This is a genomic window from Marinagarivorans cellulosilyticus, from assembly GCF_021655555.1.
Lineage (GTDB): Bacteria > Pseudomonadota > Gammaproteobacteria > Pseudomonadales > Cellvibrionaceae > Marinagarivorans > Marinagarivorans cellulosilyticus.
On record NZ_AP023086.1, the window covers coordinates 4936866 to 4954484 of the forward strand.

Annotated in this window: 4 protein-coding genes; 2 read left to right on the forward strand and 2 right to left on the reverse strand. The window is 52.1% G+C overall.

What is annotated here, in order from left to right; all coding sequences use genetic code 11:
- Positions 1 to 199: 199 nt before the first annotated feature.
- On the forward strand, positions 200 to 13960 hold the full coding sequence (locus MARGE09_RS20140) for an Ig-like domain-containing protein (RefSeq protein WP_236984930.1): 13761 nt from the start codon (positions 200 to 202) through the stop codon (positions 13958 to 13960).
- 427 nt (positions 13961 to 14387) lie between these two features.
- The gene (locus tag MARGE09_RS20145; protein ID WP_236984931.1) at positions 14388 to 14852 is read left to right on the forward strand and encodes a nuclear transport factor 2 family protein; all 465 of its coding nucleotides are present in this window, start codon (positions 14388 to 14390) and stop codon (positions 14850 to 14852) included.
- Here MARGE09_RS20145 and MARGE09_RS20150 read toward each other — a convergent pair.
- Positions 14849 to 15721 (reverse strand): alpha/beta hydrolase, encoded by an 873-nt coding sequence (locus MARGE09_RS20150; RefSeq protein ID WP_236984932.1) that lies wholly within the window; start codon positions 15719 to 15721, stop codon positions 14849 to 14851. The genes MARGE09_RS20145 and MARGE09_RS20150 overlap by 4 nt on opposite strands.
- Positions 15722 to 15724: 3 nt before the next feature.
- Positions 15725 to 17566 carry a DUF885 domain-containing protein gene (locus MARGE09_RS20155; RefSeq protein ID WP_236984933.1) on the reverse strand — a complete coding sequence of 614 codons (1842 nt, stop codon included), beginning with the start codon at positions 17564 to 17566 and terminating at the stop codon, positions 15725 to 15727.
- Positions 17567 to 17619: the final 53 nt, after the last annotated feature.

Here is a 17619-nt window from a genome sequence, read left to right on the forward strand (position 1 = left end):
TTAATGTTCTTAAAAACCTTAATTTCCATATGTTTAGAAATAACGAGTATCTAACATAAGCATTTCTCGCGAAAAAGATTATAAAAACAACCCTGTTATTAATTAACAACACAATTTATTTAAAAAACTATTTTATTTGAAATAGGAATAAAGCTTGCTTCTCTTTATTAATGAACATTATAAATTTATAGAGGTTAGTATGTTCCGGGCTTGGTTTAAAGGTTTTACTCGCACTGCGTTAGCTACAGTTTTGCCCTTGTTATTTTGCAGTATTGAACACGCTTGGAGTGCCGGCGAGGACATACTTGTTTACCAGTCCGGTAGCTATAGCCGCGTTGATGAAAGTGGCGCAACTGACCAGTTCCTAGTGCAGCTTTCGCAAGCCCCTGCAACCGATGTGGTTGTGAATATAGTTTCTGCAGATATAACCGAAGTAACGGTATCAGCCGCCACACTCACCTTTACCGCAGCCAATTGGTCTGTTGGGCAAGTGATAACGCTTACCGGGCAGAACGATAGCGACACCGACAACACCACCCAAACTAATGTTACCTTGAGTATTGATGATGGCTTATCGGATGACAGCTACGATGCCGTCGCTGATAAAGTAATAACGGTAGATAACGATGACAACGAGAGTGCGCTGGGTGCGTTAACCGATACCGATAGCGATGGCGTTGCCGATGTGTATGAAAATTCTTGCGGACTCGACAGCGCAGTATTCACCGAAGATTTTGGCACCGGTGCAAGAACAAGCTGGCCTTATGTAAGCAATACCTATTGCTACGAAGATGGAACGCCAAGCTGCCCCGACCCCAGCCCCCATTATGGCGATACTCAAGATGTTAACGATGGCGAGTACGCCGTTGCCAGTGAAGTGCTTACACTTGCCGATTACTGGAACTATCAGTGGGTGCCGAACACGCAGTGGATCGCAGGTGAAGACCATACCCCTGGCGATGTTAATGGACGAATGCTGGCCGTAAACGGCGGTGCGGTGCCCGGCGTTTTTTACCAAAGAACCGTTAGCGGGTTAACGACCAACACTTACTATAATTACAGTGCCTTTTTTGCCAATATTCTGGGTATAGACCCCCTAACAGGCCCCTACCCAACGGCAGAAATCCCTATTAATGTCACCATGCAAATCTTGGACACGTCTAATAATGTTCTAGCGACTTTTGATTCTGGTGATATATACAGAAATACCGCTAGGGAGTTTTCTTGGTACCCCACGCGGTTAAGTTTTAATACGGGTAATCGCACAGAAATTCAAATTGTTATAAAAAATAATTCCTCTAGTGGCTCTGGTAACGATGTAGCCATCGACGATATTACGCTCACCCCCATGACCTGTGATACTGATAGCGATACGGTGCCTGATGTTGCAGATTTGGATAGTGATAATGACGGTATTCCCGATAGCATCGAGGCCGGCTCAGGGCTCACCCTCAAAGATACCGACTTCGATGGTATTGAAGATGCCTACGACCTCGATAGCGATAACGATGGTATTTTTGACCTTGTAGAAGCAGGCCACGGCGTCACTGATGCCAATGCTGATGGTGTTATCGATAGCGTAACCGCTGGAGATAATGGCTTACACAATGCGCTAGAAGACGCCGATACTTTGGCTGCCAACCTCAATTACTCCATCACTAATACCGATGGCGGTTCGGTCTACAACTTCCAAAGTGATGATTCCGATGGCGATAGCTGCCTAGATACCACCGAGGCAGGCTTTGCCGATACTAACCGCGACGGCTATTTGGGTGCCGGGGCAATTTCTGTGGATGCCAATGGTGTAGTCACTGGACAAGCCACTGGATATACCACGCCATCTTCGCAATACACCAATGCTGCCGCGTCCAACACCTGTAGCCCCAGTATCACTATAAGTACAGTTGCCGGCGATAATGCTATTAATACCACCGAGGATAACTCTGACGTTACCGTGAGTGGTACTTCGCTTGGCGTAGAAGATGGCGCTACAGTAACGGTCACGTTGAACGGCGAAACCTATACCACTACCGTCAGCAGTAATGCGTGGTCCGTGACCGTGCCGGCGGCTGATGCGCAAGCGTTGGATGCTTCAGAAACCCTCACCGCCGATGTATCAAACGCATCGGCATACGCTGCCACGCAAGCCACCCAAGCGATCACCCATACCGTGGCCGCGCCCACCATCAATATCAGCACCGTGGCCGGCGATAACGCCATTAACCAAACCGAAGACAATAGCGATGTGACGATCAGTGGCACCACCGCCAATGTTGAAGACGGCCGCACCGTGACCGTGACCTTAAATGGCGAAACCTATACCACTACGGTGAGCAGTAATGCGTGGAGCGTGACCGTACCGGCGGCTGATGCCCAAGCGTTGGATGCCAGCGAAACGGTAACAGCCGATGTAAGCAATGCCGCCGGCGATGCCGCAAGCCAAGCTTCACAAGCCATTACCCATACCGTCGCTGCACCCACCATCAGCATAAGCACCGTGGCGGGCGATAACGCGATTAACCAGACTGAAGACAATAGCGATGTAACCATCAGCGGTACCACCGCGAATGTTGAAGATGGCCGCACGGTGACCGTGACCTTAAATGGCGAAACCTACACCACCACGGTCAGCAGTAATGCTTGGTCGGTCACCGTACCCGCCGCCGATGCCCAAGCCTTGGATGCCAGCGAAACGGTAACAGCCGATGTAAGCAATGCCGCCGGCGATGTCGCAAGCCAAGCTTCACAAGCCATTACCCATACTGTGGCCGCGCCCACCATCAGCATTAGCACTGTGGCCGGCGATAACGCCATTAACCAGACCGAAGACAATAGCGATGTGACCATCAGCGGTACCACGGCGAATGTTGAAGATGGCCGCACGGTTACCGTGACCTTAAATGGCGAAACCTATACCACTACGGTGAGCAGTAATGCGTGGAGCGTGACCGTCCCAGCGGCTGATGCGCAAGCCTTAGGCGCCAGCGAAACCGTCACGGCGGATGTGAGCAATGCGGCGGGCGATGCCGCGACACAAGCAAGCCAAGCCATTACCCATACCGTGGCCGCGCCGACCATCAATATCAGCACCGTGGCCGGCGATAACGCCATTAACCAAACCGAAGACAATAGCGATGTGACGATCAGTGGCACCACCGCCAATGTTGAAGACGGCCGCACGGTGACCGTGACCTTAAATGGCGAAACCTATACCACTACGGTGAGCAGTAATGCGTGGAGCGTGACCGTACCGGCGGCTGATGCCCAAGCCTTGGATGCCAGCGAAACAGTAACAGCCGATGTGAGCAATACCGCCGGCGATGCCGCCACGCAAGCTACCCAAGCCATTACCCATACCGTCGCTGCACCCACCATCAGCATCAGCACCGTGGCCGGCGATAACGCGATTAACCAGACTGAAGACAATAGTGATGTAACCATCAGCGGTACCACCGCCAATGTTGAAGATGGCCGCACGGTGACCGTGACCTTAAACGGCGAAACCTACACCACCACGGTCAGCAGTAATGCTTGGTCGGTCACCGTACCCGCCGCCGATGCCCAAGCCTTGGATGCCAGCGAAACCGTCACGGCAGATGTCTCGAATACCGCCGGCGATGCCGCCACGCAAGCTACCCAAGCCATTACCCATACCGTCGCTGCACCCACCATCAGCATTAGCACCGTGGCCGGCGATAACGCCATTAACCAGACCGAAGACAATAGCGACGTAACTATCAGCGGTACCACCGCGAATGTCGAAGACGGCCGTACCGTCACCGTCACCTTAAATGGCGAAACCTATACTACGACCGTCAGCAGCAATGCCTGGAGCGTGACCGTACCGGCGGCTGATGCGCAAGCGTTGGATGCATCAGAAACCATTACCGCGGATGTGAGCAATGCCGCCGGCGATGTCGCAACTCAGGGTAGCCTTGCTATTACGCACACTGTGGCCGCACCCACCATTAGCATCAGCACCGTGGCCGGCGATAACGCCATTAACCAGACTGAAGACAATAGCGATGTAACCATCGGCGGCACCACAGCGAATGTGGAAGACGGCCGCACGGTCACCGTGACTTTAAATGGCGAAACCTATACTACGACCGTCAGCAGCAATGCTTGGTCGGTCACCGTACCCGCCGCCGATACCCAAGCCTTGGATGCCAGCGAAACGGTAACAGCCGATGTAAGCAATGCCGCCGGCGATGTCGCAAGCCAAGCTTCACAAGCCATTACCCATACTGTGGCCGCGCCCACCATTAGCATCAGCACCGTGGCCGGCGATAACGCCATTAACCAGGCTGAAGATAATAGCGACGTAACCATCAGCGGCACCACGGCGAATGTCGAAGACGGCCGCACGGTCACCGTGACCTTAAATGGCGAAACCTATACTACGACCGTCAGCAGTAATGCCTGGAGCGTGACCGTACCGGCGGCTGATGCGCAAGCCTTGGATGCCAGCGAAACGGTAACAGCCGACGTGAGCAATGCCGCCGGCGATGCCGCAAGCCAAGCTACCCAAGCCATCACCCATACCGTCGCTGCTCCCACCATTAGCATCAGCACCGTGGCGGGTGATAACGCCATTAACCAAACCGAAGATAACAGCGATGTAACCATCAGCGGCACCACCACCAATGTCGAAGATGGCCGCACGGTCACCGTGACCTTAAACGGCGAAACCTACACCACCACGGTCAGCAGCAATGCTTGGTCGGTCACCGTACCCGCCGCCGATGCCCAAGCGTTGGATGCCAGCGAAACCGTCACGGCGGATGTCTCGAATACCGCCGGCGATGCCGCCACGCAAGCTACCCAAGCCATTACCCATACCGTCGCCGCGCCCACCATCAGCATAAGCACCGTGGCCGGCGATAACGCCATTAACCAGACTGAAGACAATAGTGATGTAACCATCAGCGGTACCACCGCCAATGTTGAAGATGGCCGCACGGTGACCGTGACCTTAAACGGCGAAACCTATACCACTACGGTGAGCAGTAATGCGTGGAGCGTGACCGTACCCGCCGCCGATGCCCAAGCCTTGGATGCCAGCGAAACCGTCACGGCAGATGTCTCGAATACCGCCGGCGATGCCGCCACGCAAGCTACCCAAGCCATTACCCATACCGTGGCTGCACCCACCATCAGCATTAGCACCGTGGCCGGCGATAACGCCATTAACCAAACTGAAGATAACAGCGATGTGACTATCAGCGGTACCACGGCGAATGTGGAAGACGGCCGCACGGTGACCGTGACCTTAAATGGCGAAACCTATACCACCACGGTCAGTAGCAATGCTTGGTCGGTCACCGTACCCGCCGCCGATGCCCAAGCCTTGGATGCCAGCGAAACGGTAACAGCCGATGTAAGCAATGCCGCCGGCGATGCCGCAAGCCAAGCTTCACAAGCCATTACCCATACCGTCGCTGCACCCACCATCAGCATAAGCACCGTGGCGGGCGATAACGCGATTAACCAGACTGAAGACAATAGCGATGTAACCATCAGCGGTACCACCGCGAATGTCGAAGATGGCCGTACCGTCACCGTCACCTTAAACGGCGAGACTTACACCACCACGGTCAGCAGCAATGCTTGGTCGGTCACCGTACCCGCCGCCGATACGCAAGCGTTGGATGCCAGCGAAACCGTCACGGCGGATGTCTCGAATACCGCCGGCGATGCCGCCACGCAAGCTACCCAGGCCATTACCCATACCGTCGCTGCACCCACCATCAGCATCAGCACCGTGGCCGGCGATAACGCGATTAACCAGACTGAAGACAATAGCGATGTAACCATCGGCGGCACCACGGCGAATGTTGAAGATGGCCGTAATGTTACCGTCACCTTAAACGGCGAAACCTATACCACCACGGTCAGTAGCAATGCTTGGTCGGTCACCGTACCGGCGGCTGATGCCCAAGCCTTGGATGCCAGCGAAACCGTCACGGCAGATGTCTCGAATACCGCCGGCGATGCCGCTAGCCAAGCTTCACAGGCCATTTCCCATACCATCGCGGCACCGACAATCGCTATCAGCACCGTGGCGGGCGATAATGCCATTAACCAAACTGAAGATAATAGCGACGTAACCATCAGCGGCACCACCGCCAATGTCGAAGATGGCCGCATGGTCACCGTGACCTTAAATGGCGAAACCTATACTACGACCGTCAGCAGTAATGCCTGGAGCGTGACCGTACCGGCGGCTGATGCCCAAGCGTTGGATGCCAGCGAAACGGTAACAGCCGATGTGAGCAATGCCGCCGGCGATGTCGCAACTCAGGGTAGCCTTGCTATTACGCATACCGTAGCAGCACCCACCATTGCGATCAGTACTGTGGCTGGTGATGATGTGATCAGCGCCGCCGAGGATGATAGCGACATTGCCATTAGCGGAACCACAGCCAATGTTCAGGATGGCCAAAGCGTGACGGTAATGGTGAACGGGTATTCTTATACCGCTACTGTTACCAATAATACGTGGGCCGCCACGATGCCAGCGGCCGATGCGCAAGCGCTTGGCGCAACCGAGGTTATAACCGCTGACGTATCGAATATAACAGGGGACGCCGCGGTGCAAGCGCAACACACCATTAGCCACACTGTGACTACGCCTTTAATCACGGTCAATGTTATTGCCATTGATGATGTTATTAACGCGACCGAAGATGATGCCGATGTGACCATCGCAGGTACTACGGCCAACGTGGAAAATGGCCAAACAGTGACTGTGACGTTAAATAGCGAAACCTACACAACCACCGTTAGCAATAATGCCTGGGCAGTAACGCTGCCAGCGTTGGATGCACAAGCCTTAAACGCAAGTAACACCCTAACCGCCGATGTGGCTAACGCGGCTGGAGATAACGCCCCGCAAGCAACGCGTACCTTAGCGCACACGGTGAATCTGCCCGCTATTACAGTCGACGCAGTGGCGATGGATGATGTAATCAATGCCACAGAGGATGACAATGACGTATCGCTGAGTGGGACCACTAGCTTTGTAGAAGACGGCCAAGTCGTGTCTGTCGCCATTAATGGGGAAACTTATAGCGCAACAGTGGCCAGTAATCGTTGGTCAACCGTTATACCCGCCGCCGATGCTCAGGCGCTGGCTGCTACAAACACCTTAACCGCCGATGTTTTTAATGCCGCCGGCGATATGGCAGTGCAAGCCACACGCACCATTGAACATACCGTCACGGGGCCCACCATTAGCATTGAGGTTGTGGCCGGTGATGATGTTATTAACCTTGAAGAAGCTAATAGCGATGTGTCGATTAGCGGCACGACCACCAATGTAGAAGATGGTCAACAAGTTACCGTCACCTTAAATGGCGAAAGCTATGGGACGCTTGTGAGCAACAATACTTGGACGGTGACCCTACCGGCGGCTGATGCCCAAGCGTTGGATGCGTCTGAGACCATCACTGCGAATGTTAGCAATGCCGCTGGTGACGCGGCCACTCAAGCTGAACGCCCCATCGAACATACCGTAGCGGCGCCTATAATCAGTATTGATGTTGTTGCACTGGATGATGTGATAAATCAAACCGAAGACAATAGTGATGTGACTATTACAGGCAACACTACTAATGTCGAAGACGGCCAAACCGTGACCGTGACCTTGAACGGTGAAACCTACACCGCGCTAGTGAATAACAATGTTTGGTCTGTGGTTGTAACGGCCGCCGATGCGCAAGCGCTGAACCCTACTGAAACGGTCACAGCCGATGTCGCAAACGCGGCAGGTGATGAGGCCACGCAGGGCGAGCGCTCTATTGCTCATACAGTTTTAGCACCAATGATCAGTATTGACCTTGTTGCTACCGATGATGCAATTAACGCCATTGAAGACGATAGCGATATCACCATCAGTGGCACCACGGCCAATGTCGAAGACGGCCAAGTGGTCACGGTGGTAGTGAATGGTCAAACGTATACGGCGATAGTGGCTGCGAACTCCTGGTCTACTATTCTGCCTGCGGCTGATGCGCAAGCCTTAGGGGCCAGCGAAACCATTACAGCGGACGTAATGAACGCCGCCGGCGATGCGGCGGTGCAAGCGCAACGGCCGGTTGCCCATACGGTGACCACGCCTTTAATTACCATCAATACCATTGCAATGGATGATGTGATTAATACCACCGAAGACGATAGCGATGTCACCATCAGTGGCACCACGGCCAATGTCGAAGACGGCCAAACCGTGACCGTCACCCTGAATGGCAAAACCTACACCGCCACGGTCAATAGCAATGCGTGGACCATCACCGTGCCAGCTGTTGATGCACAAGCGCTGGATGCCAGTGAAACGGTCACGGCCGACGTCGCAAACGCGGCAGGCGACGATGCGCCCCAAGCTACCCACGTGCTAGCGCATACCATCACTTTACCGACTATCACTATTGGGGTAGTCGCCGGTGATGACGTGATCAGCGCGGTGGAAGACAACAGCGCCGTGAGCCTCAGTGGCACCACCAGCCATGTAGAGGACGGCCAAACCGTCACGGTTGCAGTGAACGGTAAAACTTACACTGCCACCGTGGCGGCCAATGCTTGGTCCACCATTCTACCTGCCGCTGATGCGCAGGCCTTAGGGGCCAGCGAAACCATTACAGCGGACGTAATGAACGCCGCCGGCGATGCGGCGGTGCAAGCGCAACGGCCGGTTGCTCATACGGTGACCACGCCTTTAATTACCATCAATACCATTGCAATGGATGATGTGATTAACACCACCGAAGACGATAGCGATGTTACCGTCAGCGGCACCACGACCAATGTGGAAGATGGTCAAACTGTTACGGTGACGTTAAATGGCGAAACTTATACCACCGCGGTCAGCAATAATGGCTGGGCTGTGACCCTGCCCGCCGCGGACGTACAAGCGTTGGATGCGACCGAAACCCTCACCGCCGATGTCGCGAATGCGGCAGGCGACGATGCGCCCCAAGCCACCCATGTTATAGCGCACACCATTGATTTACCCACTATTGCCATTGATGTCATCGCTGGTGATGACGTGATCAGTGCAACAGAAGACAACAGCGCCGTAACCCTTAGCGGCACATCCAGCCATGTAGAAGATGGCCAAACCGTTACCGTTGCGCTAAATGGTCAAATCTATACCGCCACCGTAACCGCCAATACGTGGTCTACGACCTTGCCCGCGGCCGACGCCCAAGCCTTAGGCGCCACTGAAACCGTAACGGCGGATGTGAGCAATGCTGCCGGCGATGCGGCTGTGCAAGCAGCACGCGTAGTGGCGCACAGTACCTTTGATGCAAGTGCCGATGACGATGCTGATGGCGTGCCTAACGTACTCGATGGCCAGGGCGATAGCGATAATGATGGCGTACCCAATTACCTAGACCCTGATAGCGACAACGACAGCATCCGCGATGGTTTAGAAGCCGGCATTGCCAACAGCGATAGCAACGGCAATGGGATAGACGATGCCTTTGACGCCGATATTCTGGTGGCAATGGATGGTGACGGCGATGGCCTAGCAGACGGTGTTTTACCACTGGATACCGACGGCGATAACGTGCCTGACTTCCTTGATTTAGATAGCGATAACGACGGCATACCCGATGCCATCGAAGTGGGTGAAGACCCAAGCAACCCTGCCGATACCGATGGCGACGGCACCGAAGATTATCGTGACCTTGATAGCGATGGCGACCGCTTAGCCGATAGCGTAGAGGTTGATGGTAACCCACTATTGCCGCCCGATACCGACGACGACGGCCTAGCCGACTTCATAGACACAGACAGCGATAACGACGGCCTTGTGGATACACTGGAAAGCTTGAATCTACCGGCACCTCTGAATATGGATACCAACGGTAATGGCCTAGACGACTCCATTGATGTTGCAATAACCGGTGGTGATGATGCCGACAGCAATGGCGTAGACGACCGCTTTGAGCCGCTCGATACTGATGCCAACGATGTCCCAGATTACCGCGATACCGATGCCGACGGCGACGCCATTAGCGATGCACTGGAAAATCAAAGCGTATTCGATGGTCCATTTGAAGATACTAACCGCAACGGTTTACCTGATGGCTTAGATGTATTGCTAACGCTCGGGGAAGATGCAAACAGCAACGGTATAGATGATGCCTTTGAAGCGACGGATACTGATAGTGACGGCATTGCCGACTTCCAAGATATCGACAGTGATAACGATACATTACCAGATGCCGTTGAGGGCGACGCTGATATTGATGCCGATGGCCAAGGTAACTATCGCGACTTAGACAGCGATGGAGACTCGCTTAGCGATACCCTTGAGGCGGGTAACAACCCGGCAATGCCACGCAACAGTGATGGCGATAGCCAGCCAGACTTTATCGATTTGGACAGCGATAACGACCACCTGCTGGACAGTGTTGAATCCAGTGTGGGTGCAATAATTGATAGCGACGGCGATACCGTGCCGAATCACCGAGATTGGGATACCGACAACGACGGCATTACCGACCTTAACGAAGTCGCCGCTATTGTTAATCGCGATGCCGATAGCGACACAATTCCAGACCGCTTTGATGCTGATGCCGATGGCGATGGCTTGATTGATAGCGGCAAGATGGACGACGATAGCGACGGTATTAGCGACATTGTCGATGCCGATGTGAATGGTAACCTACGCGCTGACCTTGACGGCAACGGCATTGTTGATACCGCCTACCTGAGTGATACCGATGGCGACGGCACGCCCGATATTATCGATATTGATAGCGACAACGATGGTTTGCCCGACTTAGACGAGGTGGGCGGCTTTGCCCGCGATACCGATGGCGATGGCCGCATTAACGGTGAAGATGCCGACGGCAATGGTTTGATCGACTCGGTGGATGAAAACTTTGGCGAGTTATTATTGTTGCCCGTAGATACCGATGGCGATGGCCGACCTGATAACCTCGATTTAGATTCTGATGGTGATGGCCTAACAGACCTTAGCGAAGCAGGCCTAACAGCCGTAGACCCGGATGGAGATGGCATTGTGGGGACAGGCGTGTTTGCCGACAACAACGGCAATGGTTTAGGCGATTTAGCCGACCCCCGTGAAGACGGGGTTCGCGCAGAGTTTATTGATCGCGACTTCGACGGCAACCCCGATACTATTTCGCTCGACAGTGATGGCGATGGCATTAGTGACCTAATTGAAGCGGCTGGTAACTCTGTCGCCCAAGCCATAGACCCAGACGGCGATGGCAAGGTGGGCGGGGAAGGTGTTGTGCTAACCGATAACAATGACAATGGCATTGCCGATGAATTAGAAGGCTCCGAAAACAATGTGGAAGCGCGCTCGCGTGTTGATGACGACGGCGATGGCGTGCCCGATGTTGCCGAGGAATACCTCGAAAGCATTTTAGTCGAGCCGCCCGCTCAGCCGGTTAACCCCGTTACGGGACTGGTAGATCCAGACCAAGCCGATTTTGACCGGGACGGCTACCCCGATGCCATCGAGGTGCGTTTTGGTGGCGACCCACTTAATGGCGCCGAAGACGATAGCGACGCAGATGGCATTCCAGATTGGGTAGAAAACACCGATATCGACGGCGATGGCAGCAATGATAGCGACAATGATGGCTTTAACGACTTACTGGAACTGGTCATCGGCACCGATTTATTGGTCGCAGACGAGACCCAAGCGTTATTTGATGCCGCCAACGATTATCTCTTTAGCCAGAACCGCTACGAAGGCCGCTCGGTGAAACCCGTTATTTGGGTGGATATCGCGCAAGCTGGCAGCAAAGCCATCAACGTTGCCGCCGATAACGGCCCTGTAACCTTGACCGGGCGCATTGGCAATTACCACGTCTTTGGCGACCCGCGTGATGCCGCTACAGTACCGGTATACCGTTGGAGCAGCGACGTGGCCTCGCTAGCCGACGCGGTTATTAGCACAACCAATACCGCTGCCCTAACAGTAGATCCCAGCATGTTGGCCCCAGGTTTGTACACCGTTGTACTCAGCGTAACGCTAGCCGAGCACGAATCGATTACCGAACAAATTCTAGAAGTGGTAGCAACAGGCGCCTTGCGCGATAGCGACGGCGATAGGCATGCCGATGATGTTGATGACCGCAATGCCGATACGGGTTATTTACGCACAGTACAAACCACGTCTGGGCGTTACCTGAATGCCGATAGCCCCGTAGTGGTCGAAGGCCAACCGTTCAGCGATAAAGCCGTGCGTTTACGCGCAGGCCAATTAGCACAAGCAAACCGTGCTGATGGTATAGCGTTATCGCAAACCGAATTGGATACCGCCGTTAATAGTTTGGTTGCCCGTGGCTATACCGCTAAAGACTCGCGAGATACAGCCTTTAGTTACGAACATATCTACGATTACGAAGTGATTAACCTGCCTTATGTAGGCGCGAGTGCACGTATTGTTATACCGCTAAATACCCCTGTGCCAGCCAATGCCATTTTACGTAAATACGCACCGGCAACAGGCTGGCAAGATTTTGTCTCCGATACCACCGATAGCCAAGCAACTGCCGGTTGGTTAAATGGCGAGGAAGGTCTTTGCCCAGAACCCGGTAGCGATGCATATCGCCCAGGGTTGAATATCGGCGATTCTTGTTTGCAGTTAGCAATAACAGATGGCGGTATGAACGACGGTGAAAATGATGATGGCAGTATTGAGGATGGCCAAGGTGATGTGAATGGCTTAATCAAAGACCCGATTGCAATAGGTACCCCAATAACCGCCTCGGCTAATACCGGTCGCGTAGAAACCGGCTTGCGCGGTGGTGGCGCTTTCGAGTGGTTAGGTGTGCTGATGTTGCTAAGCTTGTTAATAATTAAATTCACCATAACGGATGCTAAAAACATGCGTAAAACGAAACGCCTAACCATAGGCAAAATATTGAGTACCGCTGTGATCTTGTTGGGCGTTACCGCGCAAGCGAATGCAACACCCCGGTATTGCGAGCAAAACGCCTATGTAGACCAGCTACCTGCAGACACCGCGCTATACAACTGCAGCGGTTGGTATGCGGGTATTGGGCTGGGGGTTTCCAAGCTTGAGCCACGTATTGTGGACTTGCCCGAAGCACTCGACCAAACAACAGATACAGTCTTACCGACGTTATTTTTAGGTTACGACTTAAACGCGCAATGGTCCCTTGAAGCGCATTACAGCGATCAAGGCCAAGCCACGTTTGAATCCGGCGCTGCAATAGATTACAGCCACATGGGCGCCAGCGTGCTTTACCACCTAGGCACGCATTTACTCGGCTGGCATGCTTACGGGAAGCTGGGTGTTAGCCAACTAGAAACCTCGTTAGCGCAAGGCCGTGATGATGGTGGTACGTTTAATTACGAACAATTAAAAAGCACACAATTGCACCTAGGCGCGGGCATAGAATATATGGCCCGCTCGATGTGGGGCCTGCGTTTAGAAGCGCTATCAGTCGATAAAGACAGCAATCAAATCACCCTTAGCCTGCTAAAACGTTTTGGTCGCGATGGTGGCAAAACACGCGCGAAACCCGTGGTTGCTGTTGTTCCAGTCAAACCTAAACCAGAGCCTAAGCCCGCCGCACCAGAAATACTGTGTAATGCCCCGCATGGCGTACTTGAAGGTATTTACTTTGTTACAGGGTCCGTAAGGTTAACAACGCAAAGTAAGGGGGTGCTCGATGGTGTAATTGCGCAGCTATTGCCATTCCCCAAAATTGAAATCGGAATAACAGCACATACAGACGACCGAGGCGCTGATGCATACAACATGCAATTATCGCAGGACCGTGCGGCGAGCGTGCGCTCATACTTACAACAGCGCGGTATAAGCAATGTGCAATCACAAGGCTTTGGCGAAACCCGCCCAATCGACGATAACAATACCCAGCAAGGTCGCGCAAATAACAGGCGAGTAGAAATTAAAGTGTTAAGTGATGAATGCGGACGATAATCCCCATTGCAATAAATACCCAACACAAAGGGCGAGCCAAAAGGCTCGCCCTTTGCTGTAATCTGTTATAAAAATAAGGCACCGCGATCGGTGCTATTCAACCTAAAAATCGCAGTTGGGAGTCAACAAAATGCGGAGACCCCCGTGATTTAACTGCGGTTTCTAGTCTAAATAAATGGCCAGCCTGCTAACTATGTGGGGCGGGCGCGAGCGTTTTGCATTAGAAATTGGTAGTGTTGTTATACCGCTGCGCGAAGCAATGCGTAATTGCTGCTTTCATTAACAACCCTGACGGTTATCATATTGAACCTAGAAACCGTAGTTGAGAGCCAAAAAGATGCGTAGACGTTGGTGGTTCAACTGCGTTTTCTCGGTTGAACTTATCGAATGCGACTAAAAGCCACAACAGCCATAACTGGAGTACGCCATGACAAGAGCACCCATACCGCCCTTCACCGCCGAAACCGCTGCATTAAAAGTCCGCGCCGCAGAAGATGGTTGGAACGGCCGCGTTCCCGCTAAAGTTGCGCTTGCTTATACTCCCGACAGCATTTGGCGCAATCGCTCGGAATTTCTGCAAGGTCGCGCACAGATCGAGGCGTTTCTTACTCAAAAATGGCAAAAGGAAAACGACTATCGCCTGATTAAAGAATTATGGGCGTTTACCGACAACCGCATCGCTGTGCGTTTCGCCTATGAATGGCAAGCCGACAGTGGTCAGTGGTACCGCTCTTACGGTAACGAAAACTGGGAGTTCGACGAGCAAGGTTACATGGCTAGGCGTATTGCGAGCATTAACGATCTTGAAATTACGCCTGAAGAGCGCCTTTTTCATTGGCCCCAAGGCAGAAGACCCGACGACCACCCCACATTAACCGATCTTGGGCTTTAGCGCTGCATTGCATCAAACACAAAATTTAAGCCCCGTGCATTAATTTCGATATCGTTACTCACATGCCCTAACGAGGAATGATGAAACTGGTAATCTAAATCTTTGTATTTTCGCTTTATTAAACGCTCAGAAAAATCAGTAACCTCCTGCGTTAACTCTTCTTCGCCCACGCCCATAAATACCTGCGCCTTAAGGGATTTATGGGGCTTAAAATAATGTGCTTCATGCTGTTTGATGTAACCGTCACCCCAATAGAGTGAGGGGCTGCTTAGTACATAGCGCTGAAAGAGTGGTTCTTCTTGGAGTAAGGCATAAAGGCCAAATAACCCGCCAAGTGAACTTCCGATTAAAGTGCGATCGGGCGCGGTATTATAATCTTTATCCAAATAAGGGATTAAAGTTTGCTTGAAAAAATTGAGTAACTTATCGGCCCCGCCGCCTGTGCTATTGGCATCACTGGGTTGATATTTAGCGGGGGTATAGAGCGCGCTGCGAAATTGACTAATATTATTGGCCCAAGGGCCATTGTCGGCATTTGCGCTAATGCCAACAACAATGCTTTGCGGTACTACTTTTTCATAAGCGAGCACCCCGTAAGTGTACATAAAGGGCATTAGCTTCCATTGCGAGTCCATCAAGAAAATGACAGGGTATTTGACTGCATTATCTTTGTTATAACCTTCTGGGAGTACTACCTCCACATTAAGGGTAAACCCGAGTGCTTTCGAATTTAGCGCTATGCGTTCGCCTTCAACTTTAGCGAGCACAACTTGAGGCGTAGCCTGTGATTTTTGTGCTAACGCGGGCCAGCTAAAAAGCGAGGCCGCAATAAGCAGCCCACAATAAAAGAGTTCTTTATATACACTCATCAGTTACTTATTTTCCGTTATCCACACATTAATCTGTTGCTCCAATACATCCAACGGCAAACCCCCGTTTTTAAGTACCGCATCGTGGAATTCACGAATATCAAAGTTAGCACCTAGTTGTTGTTTTGCCTGTTCGCGCAGCTCTAATATTTTTAACATACCCACTTTATAAGCGGTGGCTTGTGATGGCATAACAAGGTAGCGCTCTACCGCGCGCTCTATATCGTTAAGCGGGTTGGGGGTATTGTGGTGCAAATAATCAATCGCTTGCTGGCGCGTCCAACGTTTAGCGTGCAGGCCGGTATCTACTACTAAGCGGCAGGCTCGCCATAACTCCCAACTAAGGCGGCCAAAGTCAGAATAAGGGTTTTGATAACCTCCCATTTCTTTTGCAAGATATTCTGCATATAAACCCCAGCCTTCGCTGTAAGCGGTGTAGCCACCAAATTTCCTAAATTTAGGCATATCTTGCAACTCTTGCGCGATGGCAATTTGCATATGGTGACCCGGCACGGCCTCGTGGTAGGCCAAGGCCTCCATTTGGTACCACGGCATATTTGCCATGCTGTATAAATTAACGTAATAAATACCCGGGCGCGAACCGTCGGGCGCTGGCGATTGGTAAAAGGCTTTACCGGCAGACTTTTCCCTAAAGGGCTCCACGGCTTTTACTTTTAATGCCGCTTTAGGCAGGGTATTAAACATGGTCGGTAATGCCGCTTCCATGTTGGCAATATGCGCTTGTGTTTCGCTTAAGTACTGCGCCTTTCCTGCTTCGCTTTCTTCGTAGGTAAATTGCGGGCTTGTACGCATAAAGCTAAAAAAGGCCTGCAAGTCGCCATCAAATTTAACGGCATCTTTGATGCTGGTCATTTCTTTGTGAATACGTGCAACTTCTTCTAAGCCAATGGTATGTATTTGCTCGGCCGTTAGCGTTGTGGTTGTGGTGCGCCGCAGTAGCAGGTTGTAATAGGCTTCGCCGTCGGGCATTTGCCAAGCGCCACCTTCTGTAGGTGCTTGTTGCTCTAACTGCTGTAAATAGGCAATCAAATCTTTATAGGCTGGTTTAACACTGTTTTGCAGGGCATCACTCGCGTCTTTTAATAAAACGGCCCTATTGGCTTGGCTAATATCAGCCTCGTTAACCTTACGGGTAAAGTCTGCTAGCAAAGTGCTTTTATCAGGGGATTCCGTGAACGGCTGCCCAACCAATAAATTATTGCAGTCGCGAATTACATGCTCAAACACAAAGTGCGGCGGTATTATGCCTAAGCTCGCACGCGTTTTTAAATCGGTAATTAATTGCTCGAATAGCTTAGGCACGCCCTGTAAACGCGCAATATAGTTTTCGGCATCTTTAACGCTAGTAATGCGATGTTGGTTAATTAGCAATGACGGAACATGGCTATGGGTACCAAACATTTGGTTGATGGGGTAACCGTAATAACGCCACTTATAATCATCTAGCCAGTGCTTAATTTCGGTTTTTTGCAGCGTATAACTTAAAGCCACCTGCGGGCTCAACTGCTGAGGGTCTATCGCGTTAAGTTGTTTTAAGTGCGCTTTGTTCAGCGCTAAATAACGTTCGTCTTGTTCCGGCGAAAGGTCGTTCCATTTATCTTGATTGGTTTTACGACCTAAATAGGTTTGCGAAATAGGGCTAAGCGCTACTCGCTCTTCATAAATGGCGTCGAATAGGGCTAAAGCCTGGGTGTCGTTTTGGTTAGCCGTGCTGTGCGTACTATCTGCCGGTTTGGTAGCGGTATTATTCTGTGTGCTACAAGCCCCGGCAAGGCTTGTTGTGACAAATAATGCAGCGAGGGCTTTGCATCGATAACTGTGCACGGTAGGCTCCTGTTGAATGGTTTCCTGAATTCGATTTTCAAGAGGAGTCTAAC

Coding starts and splice junctions, on each gene's coding strand:
- MARGE09_RS20140 (WP_236984930.1), top strand. CDS start 200: ATGTTCCGGGCTTGGTTTAAAGGTTTTACTCGCACTGCGTTAGCTACA.
- MARGE09_RS20145 (WP_236984931.1), top strand. CDS start 14,388: ATGACAAGAGCACCCATACCGCCCTTCACCGCCGAAACCGCTGCATTA.
- MARGE09_RS20150 (WP_236984932.1), bottom strand. CDS start 15,721: ATGAGTGTATATAAAGAACTCTTTTATTGTGGGCTGCTTATTGCGGCC.